This is a genomic window from Nonomuraea aurantiaca, from assembly GCF_020215705.1.
GTDB lineage: Bacteria > Actinomycetota > Actinomycetes > Streptosporangiales > Streptosporangiaceae > Nonomuraea > Nonomuraea aurantiaca.
This window is the reverse complement of sequence record NZ_JAIWNB010000016.1, coordinates 1-12936: the sequence shown is the minus strand read 5'-3', so window position 1 is coordinate 12936 and position 12936 is coordinate 1. Positions and strand designations below refer to the sequence as shown.

Genomic DNA, 12936 nt, shown 5'->3' with positions numbered 1-12936 from the left:
CGCGCCGCCGAGACCGACGCTGACTGAGTCAGGGATTGGGGAACGTGACCTCGGGGCTGACCAGTGACGGCCCGTTGAGCAGCGGTTGCTTCTTGCCCTTCAGGTGCAGGTCGAAGAAGGCGCGGACGTAGGCGCGGCTGGCCAGGTCTTCGGCCAGGAAGGTGAGGCCGGCGCGCGGGAGGCCGAGCCCGGGGGAGAGGACGACGAGTGGATACCGGCCGTGCTTGGCGGGAGCGCCGGTGCGGGCCCGAATCGACTGCACTGTCATGCGATCTCTCCTCTTCAGGGTGCTCATACGTCACGACGACGTACGACGATCAAGGTCACGACGGCGGCGGCCAGCGGCCAGAGCGCGAAGGCGGCCCACGAGCCGGCCACCGTCGGCAAAGCGGGGTCACGGAGCTGGGGGAGGCCCAGGCAGGTGCGCCAGACATAGAAGGGGACCAGGGCGTACAGGTCGTTGAGCCACTGGTGGACGTTCGGCTGGAAGAAGGTGGGCACGATGACCAGCGCGGCGCAGACGGTGACGACGGCGGCGGCGGTGTGCCGCAGCAGCGCGCCGATCCCCAGGCCGGTCAGCGCCGACACCGGTGCCAGCAGGGCGTTGGCGGCCACGACGCGCAGGACGGCGGGGTCGCAGAGCGAGACGGCGACGCCATGGCCGGACAGGATGGCCTGGCTGACCCCGAACGTGCCCAGCGACACGACCGTGCCGGTCACGAGCGTGACCGTGGCGACGACGGTGAGCTTGGCGGTCACGACGCGGTGGCGGGCCGGGACGGCGACCAGGGTGGTGCGGATCAGGCCGGTGGCGTACTCGCCGACGATCGTCAAGGCGCCCAGGCTGCCCGCGCCGATCATGAGCATGGAGGCGGACAGGCCGCTGAACGCCTCGGTCAGGGGGTTGAACCTGGCCTTCTCCATCGCGGTGAATCCGGGCCAGCCGTTGTAGGCGTCCAGGCTGTTCTGGAGAGCGAACGCGACGATGGCCAGCGTGCCCAGGCCGACCAGCCAGGAGGTCGAGCGCAGGGACCAGAGTTTGATCCACTCGGCGGCCAGGAGGTCGCGGAATCGGCCGTGGGTCATCGCGGGTCCCCGGCTCGGTAGTCGGCGCAGTCGGCGGTCAGCTCCATGAACGCCTGCTCCAGCGAGGCGGTACGCGGGGTGAGCTCGTACAGCATGATCCGCCGCTGATGGGCCAGCTCGCCGACGCGGGCGGCGCTCAGCCCGGTCACGGTCAGAGCCTCGCCGCCGTCCGGCCGGACGGCGGCGCCCTCCAGGGTGAGGACCGCCGCCAGCTCGGCAGGGTCGGGAGTACGCACGGCGATGGACGCGCGGGTGCCGCGGGCGGCGAACTCGGCCAGGCTCTCCTCGGCGATCAACTCGCCCCGCCCGATGACGACCAGGTGGTCGGCGGTGTTCTCCATCTCGCTCATCAGGTGGCTGGAGACCAGCACGGTGCGCTTCTCGGCGGCCAGGCGCCGGAACAGGCCCCGTACCCAGCGCACGCCTTCGGGGTCCAGGCCGTTGATCGGCTCGTCGAACAGCAGCACGGGCGGGTCGCCCAGCAGCGCGGCGGCGATGCCGAGCCGCTGGCGCATGCCGAGCGAGAACCCGCCGATCCGGCGGCGCGCCGCTCCGGCCAGGCCCACCTCCTCCAGCACCTCGGCCACCCGGCGGCGGGGCAGTCCGTTGCCGGCCGCCAGCGCGCGCAGGTGAGCGGCGGCGGTGCGGCCGCCATGGACGTCGCCCGCGTCCAACAGCGCGCCGACATGACGCAGCCCGGCGTGATGGCGGGCGAGGGGCGGCCGTCGATGGTGGCGGTGCCCGAGGTGGGGCGGTTCAGGCCGAGGATCATGCGCAAGGTGGTGCTCTTGCCGGCGCCGTTCGGGCCGAGGAACCCCGTGACGTGCCCCGGTCGTACGGCGAACGTGAGGTCCTGCACCGCCGTCACCGCGCCGTAGCGCTTGGTCAGTCCGTTGACTTCGATCACCCGGTCAACGCTGTCGCAGCCGCCTGAGGCGCCGCATCTGGCCGTGGGCCGGTTTCCGCGGCGCGGGGGTGGCCTGCGGGCATACGCCCGCAGGCCGATGCCCGGCCGGAAGCGGGTGACTACGATCGGCCGGGTGCGCGACAAAACGCCCAGACCACCCCTTTGGTCGCGGTTGCCCCCTGGCGTGCGGGCGCTGCTCGTCTGGGGCGGCGTTGCGGCCCTGATGCCACTGCTGTACGCCATGACGCTGACCGACGGCGAAGACCTGCTCCCGGTGGGCTCGGCGCATGCGGGATTCGCCGTCGCCATGGCCGTCCCCTTGGCCTGGGCGCGGCAGCGGCCGGCCCTGGTGCTCGCGGTGCTGCTGGCCGAGATCGTCGCGGCGACCGCCCTGGGTTACCCGGCCCAGGGAGCCTGGCCGCTCTTCCCGGCGGCCGACGTGCTGGTCTGCCTAATCGCCGCCACCCAGTCGCGCCGCGCGGGCCTGGCGGCGGCGGTCGCCGCGTTGCTGGTGCAGCAGCCGGCCTGGCAGCTCGACCTGCTGCGCGACGGCCTGCGTGCCTCGGCGCCGGGCTTCCTCGCGCTGTCGCTCCTGCTCGGCTTGGCCGTCTTGGTCGCCTGGCTGGCCGGGATGTTCCTCCGGCAGCGGCGCGAGTACGACCGGGCGCTGCGCGCGCACGCCGAGGCTCGGGCGGTCACCGACGAGCGGCTGCGCATCGCGCGAGAGTTGCACGACATGGTCGCGCACAGCATCGGGGTCATCGCCATCCAGGCCGGCGCGGGCGCCCGCGTGATCGACAGCCGGCCAGAGCAGGCGCGCCAGGCGCTGGGCGCGATCGAGGCCACCAGCAGGCAGACGTTGAAGGGACTTCGGCACCTGCTCGGCGTGCTCCGCACGACCGAGGGCGGGCGTCCCGGCTCGGCTGAGCGCGGACGTCCTGGCACGACCGAGGGCGGGCGTCCCGGCTGGGCTGAGCGCGGACGTCCCGGTTCGGCTGAGCCGGCTGCTCCCGCGAGGCTGGCCGACATCGACCGGCTGGCCCAGACGACCACGGCCGCCGGCGTCCGCGTAGACGTGCGCCGGCACGGAGAGCCACGCCCGCTGCCCGCCGCCGTCGATCGGTCCGCCTTCCGCATCATCCAGGAATCGGTCACCAACGTGCTCCGCCATGCGCGCACGGACCACTGCCGGGTCGTGATCCACTACGGGAACGAGGAACTACGCATCGACGTCATCGACGACGGACACGCCGCTGCCCGCGAGGGCGACGGGCACGCCACCCTCTGTGAGGGGGACGGGCACGGGATCGCCTGTGAGGGCGACGGGCGCGCCGCCGCCTCTGAGGGGGGCGGGCACGGGATCGTCGGTATGCGCGAACGGGTCGCCCTGCTGAACGGCGGCTTCAGCGCGGGCCCCCGGCCCGAGGGCGGCTTCCGCGTCACCGCACGCCTGCCGCTCGCGCCGGGCGGTCTCGGTCAGGGAACGGACATCGCCCTGGTGGAGGCCCAGTGACGATCCGTGTCCTCCTCGCCGACGACCAGCCGCTGATCCGCGCGGGCCTGCGCATGGTCATCGACGCCGCCCCCGATGTCGAGGTCGCCGGAGAGGCCGGAACCGGAGCCCAGGCCGTCCAGCTCGTCCGCCGGCTGCACCCCGACGTCGTGGTCATGGACATCCGCATGCCGGGCATGGACGGCATCGAGGCCACCCAGACCATCCTCGCCGAGTCCCCGGCCACCCGCGTGATCATGCTGACCACGTTCGACGACGACGACAACGTCTACGCCTCCCTGCGCGCCGGAGCGAGCGGATTCCTGGTCAAGGACATGGCGCTGGAAGACATCCTGTCCGCCGTCCACGTCGTCGCCGCCGGAGACGCCCTGATCGCTCCCGGCGTCACCCGCCGCCTCATCGAGGACTTCACCCGCGGTCCGGCCCGCACCCCCTCTCCCCAGGCGCGGCGGCTCCCGGGCGTCACCGAACGGGAACGCGAGGTGCTGGCCCTGGTCGGGGGCGGCCTGTCCAACGCCGAGATCGCCACCCGGCTGCACATCAGCCCTGGGACCGCCAAGGCGCACGTGGCCAGCCTGCTTGCCAAGCTGGGCGCCCGCGACCGAATACAGCTGGTCATCATGGCCTACGACGCGGGCCTGGTGTTCCCGTCCCGTTGACAAGCGGGCCTCCTGCCGGCCGGCGAGCTCACGACGGACGTCATCAGGGGCAGACGGCTCCGGAGTCGGAGCGCAGGAGCTCGGCGGCCTCCTGGTAGGCATGCGCGGCGCGGTCGAAGTAGTCGAAGAGGACGTCGAGCTGCTCGGCCGAGTAGCCGGCGAGGATCGCGCCGACCTTCTGCCGGGCGGGGGCCATGACCTGGTCGAGCTCGGCCGGTTTGCCGATGGGCTCGACGATCACCTTGCGGCGGTCGTCGGGTGCCGGAACGCGGCGTACGTAACCGGCCTGCTCCAGCCGATCGATGAGCCGGGTGGTCGGCCCGGTGGTCAGCCCCGTGCGCGTGCCCAGCTCGCCGGGGGTCATCGGGCCGGTCAGCTCCAGGATGTTCAGCGCGTACAGATCCGTGGCGCCCAGGTCGCACGCTTTGGCGCTGGCGTGGCCGTGCAGCATCACCGCGCTGAGGTAGCGGCGGTAGAGCAGGCCGGCGTCCGATCGTCCCGGTGTGGTTGACACGCGATCCTCCGCTTCATATTCTCTTCTTCAGAGAAGATAAATCTTCAAGGAAGTAACTTCTTCTTCGAAGCTATCACGAGAGGGTATCGCCATGACCACCACGATCGACCTCGCCGCCATCCGTACCGTCCTCCAGCGCAGCCAGGACGCCTGGAACCGTGGAGACGGCGCGGCCTACGGCGCCTGCTTCAGTGACGACGCCACCGACGTCACCTTCGTCGGCACCGTCTACCACGGCGCCGCCGAGATCGGCCGGGCCCACCAGGCCCTGTTCGACAGCTTCCTCAAGGGCACCCAACTGGTCATGGAGATCCTCGAGATCCGCCGCTACGGCGCCGACACCGCCGTCGTGGTCACCCGTGGCGAGGTCGCCAAGGGCACGCCCAAGAAGCTCGGCAAGCTCGCCACCTACACCCTCGTCCGCGAGGCCGACGGCCAGTGGCGCATCGCCGCCGTCCAGAAGACCAAGCACAAGGGGCTCATGGAGGCCGTCTCCTTCAAGTTCCAGCCCGCCACCAAGCCCGCCGCCGTCTGACCCGCCGGTCCTTTGGGAGGAACACCGCCATGAGCTCCATCGCCGTCATCGGTGCGGCCGGTCGTACCGGACGGCTCATCGTCGAGCGGTCCCTGGCCGCCGGACACCGAGTCACCGCGATCGCCCGCCGCCCTCAGGCGCTCCGCGCAGCCGCGACCACCAGCCAGTCCCAGGACCTCCACGCGGCCGGACCAGGGCTCACCATCCATACCGCCGACATCCTGGCCCCCGGCTCGCTTCAGGGGCTGCTGGACGATCATGACGCGGTGATCTCCGCGCTCGGCGCCGCCGGCCGCGGACCCACCGCCGTCTACTCCACCGGCACCGCCGAGATCATTTCCGCGCTCAAGCCCGGTGCCCGGCTGATCGTGATCTCCTCCGCCGGGCTCGGCGTCCCCACCGGCGCCGGCCCCGGCACCCGCCTGGCCGCCCGCCTCCTGCACCACCTCATGCGGCATACCTACACGGACATGGCCCGCATGGAGGACCTGCTCTCCACCAGCAGTCTGACCTGGACCGCCCTACGCCCCACCAGGCTCACCGACCGGCCGCCCACCGGCCACCCCCGCGTCTCCATCGGCGCCACCGCCAAGGTCGGCTCCCAGACCTCCCGCGCCGATCTGGCCGCCTTCGCCCTGGCCGCGATCGACGACCCTCGCACCCATCGGACCGCGGTCGCCGTCTCCTCCTGAGTACGGACGAAGCTTCGCGAGCGACGCGCCACCCGCTCTTGCCCGACAAGCCGCTACCTTTGCCGACGGCTGCGGCCTGGCGCGGCGTCGGCGACGCGATGGCCGTGGGCCGGTCCTTCGAGGTCCTGGTCGACCTGACGCTCGACGCCCAGGACGCGGAGACGGTCGCGCATTTCGAGCAGACCCTCGCGCGGGCCGAGGAGGTCGTCGAGCTGCGGCGGTTGTTCGGCAGTCCCGACTACTTCGTCCGGGTGGCCGTGGCCGACCTGGCCGCCTACGAGGCGTTCCTGAGCCAGTACGTCATGACCATCCCGCGGGTCCGGGGCATCACCTCGCACTTCACGCTCAAGAACGTCAAGCCGGCTCCGTAGGGGTGCCCCCGCCCGGCATCCTGCGCGACGACACTCTGTACGCAGGCCGGTGCCGGAAGGTGTCTCAGACCCCTTCCGAAGCTCTGGCGGTCGCGGCGGCGTGCTCGTCGGCGGTCATGCCGAGGCCCGGGTCCTGCCGGTTGAGGTCGTACTGGTCGTCGGCCCATCGCTGGTAGTCCCGCCGTACGGTGAGCTCGTCGGAGTCGACGATGCGGGCGATGGCGGCCCAGGTGACTCCGGCCATCAACGCGTGGTGGACGTTGGCGGGATGCCGCACGGTACGCGCGATGCACTCCGCCAGCGCCAGCAGCTCGATGTGCTCGGCCACGGTAAGGGGAGGACGGTCATCGGCGCCGTGCCGGACGGGGTCGTAGATCCCCCGGGTCACCAGCTCGATCCTGGCGCGGGCCGACGCGTGCTTGGCGGCCAACTCGTCGTAGCGCGCCAGCTGCTGACTGACAGGCATGTCGTAGCGAGCGTGGCGCCAGGTGGGGATGTGTGCGGGCATGGTCATGACGGCTTCTCCAGGGTGACGTGGGTGCACGACGACGAGCACGGCAGGAAGCCAGCGTAGACGCATCAGGAAATCGGAGTAGATGAGCGATGAAGAGGTCGATGGCTGACAGCCGATCGGGATGGTCAGGGCGTGGAGGGTCGCGTGATGCGTTCGAGCCAGCGCAGTAGCAGGGCGACCTCGGCCGGTTCGAGGGCGTCGGTGCCCCCGAGGCCGAGTTGCGCGTGGAGGCGCAGCGCGGCGGTACGCAGCGGGTCGGCGTCCTCCTGAGCCGTTGGCTCGGTGAGCACGTGCGAGAACACGGCGTCGCGCATGCGGTGGGACAGCGCGGGGTCGTCGAACAGGGCCGGGCCGGAGATGTGGTGGAGGGCGTTGCCGATGCTCGCCGACAGGATCAGCTGGGCGGCGGTCCGCGGCTCCACGTGCAACGCGCCCGCCGCCGCGCACCGTACGAGCGTCGCCACCAGCAAGTCGAACACGCGACCCCGAGCAGTAGAGTGAGACCACGGTCGGGGAGTGAACATCAGCTGGTAGAGGGCCGGATTCTCCCTCGCGAACGCCAGGTGGCCGTCCCAGCCGGCGCGCAGATCGGCCACCGGATCGGCCGTCTGCTCCTGCGCGGCCTTGAGCGTGGCATACCTCTCATATCCATGGTCGGCGATGGCGTCGAGGAGCCCTCTTTTGTCGCCGAAGAGCCGGTAGAGCACGGGCTGGCTCACACCGACCGCCTCACAGACCGCCCGCGTGGCGATCTCGTTGTCCGAGGAGGTCGCCAGCTGACGCTCTGCGGCTTCGATCATCGCCGTGCGAAGGGAGTCCGTTCCTGTCATGCGACCAATGATACGCCTTGGCGCTAGCGATGATACGAAGGCCGTGCTACTGTCATGCCTTAGCGGCGATATCGCTGATGCGTATCGCCGATACGACGAATAGAGGTTTCCATGAACGAGCAACGCATAGCCGTGGTCAGCGGCGGCTCCCGGGGGATCGGCCGGGCGATCGCGACGACTCTGGCGGCACAGGGCTCCGCGGTCGTCGTGGGCTATCAAGGATCGGCCGCGGCCGCGGCCGAGGTGGTCCAGGAGATCACCGCGGCCGGCGGCCGAGCCATCCCGGTGCAGGCCGACGTGGCGGACGAGACCGCGGTCGCGGCGATGTTCGACGAGGCGGAGAAGGTCTTCGGCGGGGTCGACGTCGTCGTGAACTCCGCGGGACGGCTGTCACTGTCCCCGATCGCCGACCTCGACCTCGCCGACCTGGACGCCCTGCACCGCACCAACATCCGCGGCACCTTCGTCATGGCGCGGGAGGCCGCGCGCCGCGTGCGCGCCGGAGGCGCGATCGTCACCCTGTCCACCTCTGTGGTCGGCCTGCAACTCCCGAACTATGGGGCGTACGCCGCCAGCAAGGGTGCCGTCGAGGCGATGACGCTCATCCTGGCCCGCGAGCTGCGGGGACGGGACATAACGGTCAACGCGGTCGCGCCGGGGCCGACCGCCACCGACCTGTTCCTCGAGGGCAAGGACGAGGCCACGATCGAGCGGCTCGCCAACCAGCCCCCGCTCGCGCGGCTCGGCACCCCGGAGGACATCGCCCGGGTCGTCGCCTTCCTGGCCGGACCCGCGGGGCACTGGGTCAACGGGCAGGTCGTGCGCGCGAACGGCGGCATCATCTGACGTCCGCCGATGGCCCACCTCTGAATCATCCACACGAAAGGGAACTCACCATGCCGTTCGCCAACCTCAAGGTGCCCGCCGACACCCTGACCCCCGAATCCAAGAAGAAGCTCATCGACGCCGTCACCGACGCCTACGCGGCCGTGTACGGCGAGCGGGCCCGGGCGAACACCCTGGTCCTCATCGACGAAGTCCCCGACGGCGGCTGGGGGCTCGGCGGGAACATCCTCACCGCTGAAATGCTCGGCCGGAGCTGAGCGCACTCACGCGTCCTGTCCAGCTATAAGTCGCGTTCGTGCAGGTAAGCGGCCATTTGGGGGTGGTATCTTCGTCGCATGAGTCCGGAAGACCTCGCCAATCTCGCGCATCTGCGCCGAGCGCGCGATCTGATCGACCGGGAGTACGCACAGCCGCTCGACGTGCCGGCAATGGCCCGCCACGCGCTCATGTCGCCGGGGCACTTCTCGCGCCGGTTCCGGGCGGCCTATGGCGAGACGCCGTACACCTATCTCATGACCCGCCGGATCGAGCGGGCGATGGCGCTGCTGCGCGAGGGGATGAGCGTGACCGACGCGTGCATGGCGGTCGGCTGTACGTCGCTCGGCTCGTTCAGCTCGCGGTTCACCGAGGTGGTGGGGGAGACGCCGAGCGCGTACCGCGGCCGGGAGCACCGCGCCGAGGCGGCGATGCCCGCCTGCGTGGCGAAGGTGCGCACGCGGCCGACACGAAACCCGCCGAGCAGGATCGGAGAAGCGGAGCGCGCCGCCGCGGCCTAACGTTGGCGGCATGACCATCGCACTGCGCTACTGCCACATCACCGTCAACGACGTGGACGAGTCGCTCACGTTTTACCGCGACGCGCTCGGCCTTGAGGTACGCAACGACGTCGCCTCCGGCGGGTTCCGCTGGGTCACGCTCGGCAGCGCGACCCAGCCGGACCTCGAGATCGTGCTCTCCGAGCCCCACGCCGGCCGTTCCCAGGCCGACGGCGACGCCCTGCAGGAACTGCTCACCAAGGGCGTCCTGTCAATGATCATCTTCAGCACCGACGATCTCGACGCGACCTTCGAGCGGGTCCGGGCAAGCGGTGCCGAGGTGCTGCAGGAGCCCATCGAGCAGCCCTGGGGGCCGCGCGACAGCGCGTTCCGCGACCCCTCGGGCAACCTGGTGCGGATCCAGCAGGCGCCCAAGGCGTAATACTCGCGTTCAGCTTCTGGAGCTGGTCGGGGCGGGAGAGACGGCCATCATGACGAGGGAGCGACGGGTCGCGATATCCCAGAGGCGCGCCGTACCGTCGTAGGAGCCGCTCACCAAGGACCTGCCGTCCGGGCTGAAGGCCAGGGCGGCGATCTGACCGCTGTGGCCGGTCAGTGTGTCGAGCGGGCGCGTGGTGGCGACATCCGTCAGCACGATCGTCTTGTCGAAGCTGCCGCTGGCCAACGTCTTGCCGTCCGGGCTGAACGCCACCGACGTCATCGGCGCCTCGACGATGCCGATGCCGCTGTCGCCGCTGCTGCCATGGATTGCATGAGCACGACGGCCGCAGTGGTGGTCTACGGGGCGACAGGGCACACCGGCCGCTTCATCGTCGCCGAGCTACGAAGGCGTGGCATCGCCACGGTCATCTCCGGCCGTGACGCGGCCCGGCTGGCGGCGTTGGCGGCCGAGTGGACCGACGTCGTCGTGCGGCCGGCCACTGTGGACGACGCGAGCTCACTGGACCGAGCCCTCGCCGGCGCGGCGGCCGTCATCAACTGCGCGGGACCGTTCGCGGTGACGGGCGGCCCGGTCGTCGAGGCGGCCTTGCGCGCGGGGATCCCGTACGTCGACGTCGCGGCCGAGATCGAGGCGAACGCCGCGATGTTCGCCGACCATGCGGCGGCCGCCCGACCCGTGGTGCCGGCGATGGCCTTCTACGGTGGACTGGGCGACCTGTTGGTGACCGCGGCGATGGGAGAGTGGACCGCCGCGGACGAGGTGCACGTCGCGTACGGGCTGAGCAGCTGGCATCCCACCGCGGGCACGCGGGCGGCCGGACAGGTGTCCATGAGCGTCGCGCGGGCCGGCGGGTGCGGTTCACGGACGGCGCGTTGCAGTACCACGACGACAAGGCGGTGGAGCAGGATTGGCTCTTTCCAGAGCCGCTGGGCCGGCGGGCGGTGATCGCGGAGCTCACCATGGCCGATGTCGTCACCGTTCCTAGTCACCTGGCCGTGCCCGAAGTCCGCACCTACATGACCGTCGAAGCCGCGAGGGACCTGGCCCAGGAGGACACGCCGGCGCCGGAGCCGGTCGACGCCCTGGGACGGTCGAACCAGACTTTCGTCGTCGACGTCCTGGTACGCGCGGGCGGTGTCGAGCGCCGCGCCACGGCCCGTGGCCAGGACATCTACGCGATCACCTCACCTCTGGCGGTGGAGGCCGTCCAGCGGATCCTCGCCGGGTACACCCGGACAACGGGCCTGGCCTCGGCGGGCGCGATGTTCGACGCGGCGGACTTCCTCCGGGCGCTGAGTCCGCACCTGTCGGTCGAGCTTCCGCACTGACCGGATCCATCGCGCCACACCGGGCCTGAGGGACCGTCACGCCGCCGTCGGTGCCGGCGAGGCGTTTCCTCACTGGCACCGCTTCGCCGCATCCGCAGGTAACCGCTTCGCTGTACCCGCAGGTAGACGCGGAGCGACGCTTATCCGGGTGGAGCGACGCCTACTGGGCGGCCGGCGGGTCGAAGGTCCACACGGCGCGCGCGCCGGGGCCGACGGCGAGAGTGGACCGGCCGATCCGCTCCTCGGTCATGGACAGCAGGGGCTTGTTGAGCGACATCTGGATCTGCTTGAGGCCGGCCTGCTCGCGCGGAACGGAGTCCAGCTGGATCCGGGTGCCGCCGCCCTCGGCGACGACGCCACCGCCGGGAAGCGTCCGGATGGTGAAGCCGCCGGCGCGCAGCAGCGGCACCGTGTTGGCGAGGTCGCGGGCGGGCACCCCGATGCGGATGGAGGTCACGTCACGCATCAGGTGGTCGCGGTAGTCGTCGGGCAGGTAGCGCTCGCGGCCGACGTCGCCGGGGAAGCTCGCGGGCTCGGTCTTGCTGCGCGGGTCGGCGAAGTACTCCGGCAGGTATTCCATCGCCCACGGGTCGAAGGCGTCGTACTGGTCGCCGGTGGTACGGATGGTGTCGAACCACGGCACCTTGACGCCGTCGCCGAAGTCACGTGTCTGGCGGTACGGGAACGGATTGGCGATCCCCGCGGCCTTCAGGCGCTCGGTCACCGTGGCGAGGTCCCCGGCGCGCTCGACCGAGGTCCCGAGCCCGGCGGAGCCGAACTCGGCGTCCTGGCCGGGCAGGTCGCCCACCGAGAACAGCTCCAGGTAGGTCTCGCGGCCCTTCAGGTAGCGGCCTTTCCAGGTCAGCCCGCCACCGGTCGTGGTGCGGACCTCGAAGTTGGCGAACTTCCGGAGGTAGTCGGAGTTCTCGACCGCGTCGGCGGTCTCCTTGTCGACGACGCTGTAGGCGTGGTTGTAGAAGAGCAGCTGACGGTCGGGCTTGGGCTGGGTCTCGTCGGCTGTGGCCGCGCTCGCACCGCCGGTGACCGCCCCGGACAGCGCGACGGTGAACGTCGCGGCGAGGACTGTGATCGTCCGTAAGGTTCGGTGAATCAGCATGGGAGGGATCCTAGGTTGGGGAAGATCACTTCCCCTGAAGATTTGACAAACCTCTAACAATGCGCGGGAACCACACCCGCCGCTTCCGCAAAATCGCAGGTCAACCGCGGTTCGCTGGCGCGGCCGACCTGATGCATGACCGTGCTCATGTGCGCGGCCCCGGCTGGTCTGCGTCCGCAGGGCAGCAGGCCGGTGATCGGCCGGGCACTGCACCCGCAGCACTGCGACGCCGACGTGCGTACAGCGCCGAAAGCGAAACTTCACCCACGGCAAGGGGGGGTTGACAGTGACAACGGGGGGTTCGCGATGGTCAGGAATCACGGTCGCAAGCAGCGCGCCAGCAAGGCTCGGGAACGCACCGGACGTGGCCATGCCAGCGCTGCCGCCGGGACGCTGCATCAGCATCGCGGTCCTGTCGTGCCGCCGATCGACGCCAGCGCGTTCGGACGGCCGGGGTTGGTGCGCATGGACGCTGTCGGGCAGTTGGTCGGCGCGGTGATGGACGGGTGCCGCGCTTGTCAGGAGGCCCTGGCTGACCGGGTGCTGGACGGTGACCGGGTGGCCGCCGGGCGGGAGCCGGACTGGTTCACCTCCAGCCGAGTCCGCCACCACAGCACGATCTATCCGCTGCTGGTCATCCAGCCTGGCCGGCTTCACCCTTACGGCACCCTCGGGCATGGATGGCGTCCCATCGAGTGGTGTAGTTCGTGACGATCAGTCACCGAGGTCTGGCAGAAGGTGAGCCATCGTGTGACGGTCGAAGGGAAGCGCTCATTCTTCCCGGAAGGACACGCTCACGATGGCTC

At 70.7% G+C, this 12936-nt stretch carries 19 protein-coding genes and 1 pseudogene; 12 read left to right on the top strand and 8 right to left on the bottom strand.

The window, feature by feature from the left end; translation table 11 throughout:
• Positions 1-28: 28 nt before the first annotated feature.
• The 3 genes and pseudogenes from LDL49_RS32240 to LDL49_RS32230 form a co-directional block, all read right to left on the bottom strand.
• Positions 29-268 (bottom strand): hypothetical protein, encoded by a 240-nt coding sequence (locus LDL49_RS32240; protein ID WP_225296607.1) that lies wholly within the window; start codon positions 266-268, stop codon positions 29-31.
• A 23-nt stretch (positions 269-291) separates the two neighbouring features.
• Complete coding sequence (locus tag LDL49_RS32235; RefSeq protein ID WP_225296605.1) at positions 292-1086, bottom strand: hypothetical protein; 795 nt, start codon at positions 1084-1086, stop codon at positions 292-294.
• Positions 1083-1993, bottom strand: a pseudogene (locus tag LDL49_RS32230) (ABC transporter ATP-binding protein). Before LDL49_RS32230 ends, LDL49_RS32235 begins: the two are co-directional and overlap by 4 nt.
• 133 nt (positions 1994-2126) lie before the next feature.
• Here LDL49_RS32230 and LDL49_RS58575 point away from each other — a divergent pair.
• Both LDL49_RS58575 and LDL49_RS32220 read left to right on the top strand, forming a co-directional pair.
• Entirely contained in the window at positions 2127-3506 is a 1380-nt protein-coding gene (locus LDL49_RS58575) for a sensor histidine kinase (RefSeq protein WP_225296602.1), read from the top strand.
• Positions 3503-4165 (top strand): response regulator, encoded by a 663-nt coding sequence (locus LDL49_RS32220; RefSeq protein ID WP_225296600.1) that lies wholly within the window; start codon positions 3503-3505, stop codon positions 4163-4165. Before LDL49_RS58575 ends, LDL49_RS32220 begins: the two co-directional genes overlap by 4 nt.
• Positions 4166-4208: 43 nt before the next feature.
• Here the strand turns inward: LDL49_RS32220 and LDL49_RS32215 are convergent, their stop codons facing one another.
• On the bottom strand, positions 4209-4679 hold the full coding sequence (locus tag LDL49_RS32215) for a MarR family winged helix-turn-helix transcriptional regulator (RefSeq protein WP_225296598.1): 471 nt from the start codon (positions 4677-4679) through the stop codon (positions 4209-4211).
• A gap of 91 nt (positions 4680-4770) precedes the next feature.
• Between LDL49_RS32215 and LDL49_RS32210 the strand changes: the two genes are divergently transcribed.
• Genes LDL49_RS32210 through LDL49_RS32200 form a run of 3 tightly spaced genes read left to right on the top strand, consistent with a single transcriptional unit; the run spans position 4771 to position 6277 of the window.
• A complete protein-coding gene (locus LDL49_RS32210) occupies positions 4771-5214 on the top strand; it encodes a YybH family protein (RefSeq protein WP_225296597.1) in 444 nt (147 codons plus the stop codon).
• Positions 5215-5243: 29 nt separating this feature from the next.
• Complete coding sequence (locus LDL49_RS32205) at positions 5244-5906, top strand: NAD(P)-dependent oxidoreductase (RefSeq protein WP_225296595.1); 663 nt, start codon at positions 5244-5246, stop codon at positions 5904-5906.
• Positions 5907-5965: 59 nt separating this feature from the next.
• Positions 5966-6277, top strand: coding sequence for an Lrp/AsnC ligand binding domain-containing protein (locus tag LDL49_RS32200; protein ID WP_225296593.1), 312 nt, complete (start codon positions 5966-5968; stop codon positions 6275-6277).
• A gap of 64 nt (positions 6278-6341) precedes the next feature.
• Here LDL49_RS32200 and LDL49_RS32195 read toward each other — a convergent pair whose 3' ends face one another.
• Together LDL49_RS32195 and LDL49_RS32190 are read right to left on the bottom strand one after the other, a co-directional pair.
• Entirely contained in the window at positions 6342-6791 is a 450-nt protein-coding gene (locus LDL49_RS32195; RefSeq protein ID WP_225296591.1) for a hypothetical protein, read from the bottom strand.
• A gap of 125 nt (positions 6792-6916) precedes the next feature.
• Complete coding sequence (locus LDL49_RS32190) at positions 6917-7621, bottom strand: TetR/AcrR family transcriptional regulator (RefSeq protein WP_225296589.1); 705 nt, start codon at positions 7619-7621, stop codon at positions 6917-6919.
• Positions 7622-7732: 111 nt separating this feature from the next.
• On the opposite strand from LDL49_RS32190, the gene LDL49_RS32185 reads away from it, so the two are divergent.
• From LDL49_RS32185 to LDL49_RS32170, 4 genes are all read left to right on the top strand, one after another.
• Positions 7733-8467 carry an SDR family oxidoreductase gene (locus LDL49_RS32185; protein WP_225296587.1) on the top strand — a complete coding sequence of 245 codons (735 nt, stop codon included), beginning with the start codon at positions 7733-7735 and terminating at the stop codon, positions 8465-8467.
• Between the two features lie 50 nt (positions 8468-8517).
• Positions 8518-8724 carry a 4-oxalocrotonate tautomerase family protein gene (locus tag LDL49_RS32180; protein WP_225296585.1) on the top strand — a complete coding sequence of 69 codons (207 nt, stop codon included), beginning with the start codon at positions 8518-8520 and terminating at the stop codon, positions 8722-8724.
• Between the two features lie 78 nt (positions 8725-8802).
• The gene (locus tag LDL49_RS32175) at positions 8803-9243 is read left to right on the top strand and encodes a helix-turn-helix transcriptional regulator (protein ID WP_225296583.1); all 441 of its coding nucleotides are present in this window, start codon (positions 8803-8805) and stop codon (positions 9241-9243) included.
• Positions 9244-9253: 10 nt separating this feature from the next.
• The gene (locus LDL49_RS32170; protein ID WP_225296581.1) at positions 9254-9664 is read left to right on the top strand and encodes a VOC family protein; all 411 of its coding nucleotides are present in this window, start codon (positions 9254-9256) and stop codon (positions 9662-9664) included.
• A gap of 9 nt (positions 9665-9673) precedes the next feature.
• On the opposite strand, the gene LDL49_RS32165 is transcribed toward LDL49_RS32170, so the two are convergent.
• On the bottom strand, positions 9674-9943 hold the full coding sequence (locus LDL49_RS32165; RefSeq protein ID WP_225296579.1) for a WD40 repeat domain-containing protein: 270 nt from the start codon (positions 9941-9943) through the stop codon (positions 9674-9676).
• Positions 9944-9994: 51 nt separating this feature from the next.
• Between LDL49_RS32165 and LDL49_RS58570 the strand changes: the two genes are divergently transcribed.
• Both LDL49_RS58570 and LDL49_RS58565 read left to right on the top strand, forming a co-directional pair.
• Entirely contained in the window at positions 9995-10630 is a 636-nt protein-coding gene (locus LDL49_RS58570; protein WP_308016221.1) for a saccharopine dehydrogenase NADP-binding domain-containing protein, read from the top strand.
• Positions 10558-11013, top strand: a complete 456-nt coding sequence (locus tag LDL49_RS58565; RefSeq protein ID WP_308016228.1) for a hypothetical protein — start codon at positions 10558-10560, stop codon at positions 11011-11013. The genes LDL49_RS58570 and LDL49_RS58565 overlap by 73 nt, the downstream gene beginning before the upstream one ends.
• A gap of 160 nt (positions 11014-11173) precedes the next feature.
• On the opposite strand, the gene LDL49_RS32155 is transcribed toward LDL49_RS58565, so the two are convergent.
• Positions 11174-12130 carry a DUF5829 family protein gene (locus LDL49_RS32155; protein WP_225296576.1) on the bottom strand — a complete coding sequence of 319 codons (957 nt, stop codon included), beginning with the start codon at positions 12128-12130 and terminating at the stop codon, positions 11174-11176.
• A 135-nt stretch (positions 12131-12265) separates the two neighbouring features.
• Between LDL49_RS32155 and LDL49_RS32150 the strand changes: the two genes are divergently transcribed.
• A complete protein-coding gene (locus LDL49_RS32150; RefSeq protein ID WP_225296574.1) occupies positions 12266-12841 on the top strand; it encodes a hypothetical protein in 576 nt (191 codons plus the stop codon).
• Positions 12842-12936 lie beyond the last annotated feature (95 nt).

Bases quoted from the DNA above. Each gene is read 5' to 3' on its own strand.
- LDL49_RS32170 (WP_225296581.1), top strand. From the start codon at position 9,254: ATGACCATCGCACTGCGCTACTGCCACATCACCGTCAACGACGTGGAC.
- LDL49_RS32240 (WP_225296607.1), bottom strand. From the start codon at position 268: ATGACAGTGCAGTCGATTCGGGCCCGCACCGGCGCTCCCGCCAAGCAC.
- LDL49_RS32165 (WP_225296579.1), bottom strand. From the start codon at position 9,943: ATGACGTCGGTGGCGTTCAGCCCGGACGGCAAGACGTTGGCCAGCGGC.
- LDL49_RS32155 (WP_225296576.1), bottom strand. From the start codon at position 12,130: ATGCTGATTCACCGAACCTTACGGACGATCACAGTCCTCGCCGCGACG.
- LDL49_RS32190 (WP_225296589.1), bottom strand. From the start codon at position 7,621: ATGACAGGAACGGACTCCCTTCGCACGGCGATGATCGAAGCCGCAGAG.
- LDL49_RS32180 (WP_225296585.1), top strand. From the start codon at position 8,518: ATGCCGTTCGCCAACCTCAAGGTGCCCGCCGACACCCTGACCCCCGAA.
- LDL49_RS32210 (WP_225296597.1), top strand. From the start codon at position 4,771: ATGACCACCACGATCGACCTCGCCGCCATCCGTACCGTCCTCCAGCGC.
- LDL49_RS32205 (WP_225296595.1), top strand. From the start codon at position 5,244: ATGAGCTCCATCGCCGTCATCGGTGCGGCCGGTCGTACCGGACGGCTC.
- LDL49_RS32175 (WP_225296583.1), top strand. From the start codon at position 8,803: ATGAGTCCGGAAGACCTCGCCAATCTCGCGCATCTGCGCCGAGCGCGC.
- LDL49_RS32185 (WP_225296587.1), top strand. From the start codon at position 7,733: ATGAACGAGCAACGCATAGCCGTGGTCAGCGGCGGCTCCCGGGGGATC.
- LDL49_RS32195 (WP_225296591.1), bottom strand. From the start codon at position 6,791: ATGACCATGCCCGCACACATCCCCACCTGGCGCCACGCTCGCTACGAC.
- LDL49_RS32235 (WP_225296605.1), bottom strand. From the start codon at position 1,086: ATGACCCACGGCCGATTCCGCGACCTCCTGGCCGCCGAGTGGATCAAA.
- LDL49_RS32150 (WP_225296574.1), top strand. From the start codon at position 12,266: ATGACCGTGCTCATGTGCGCGGCCCCGGCTGGTCTGCGTCCGCAGGGC.
- LDL49_RS58570 (WP_308016221.1), top strand. From the start codon at position 9,995: ATGAGCACGACGGCCGCAGTGGTGGTCTACGGGGCGACAGGGCACACC.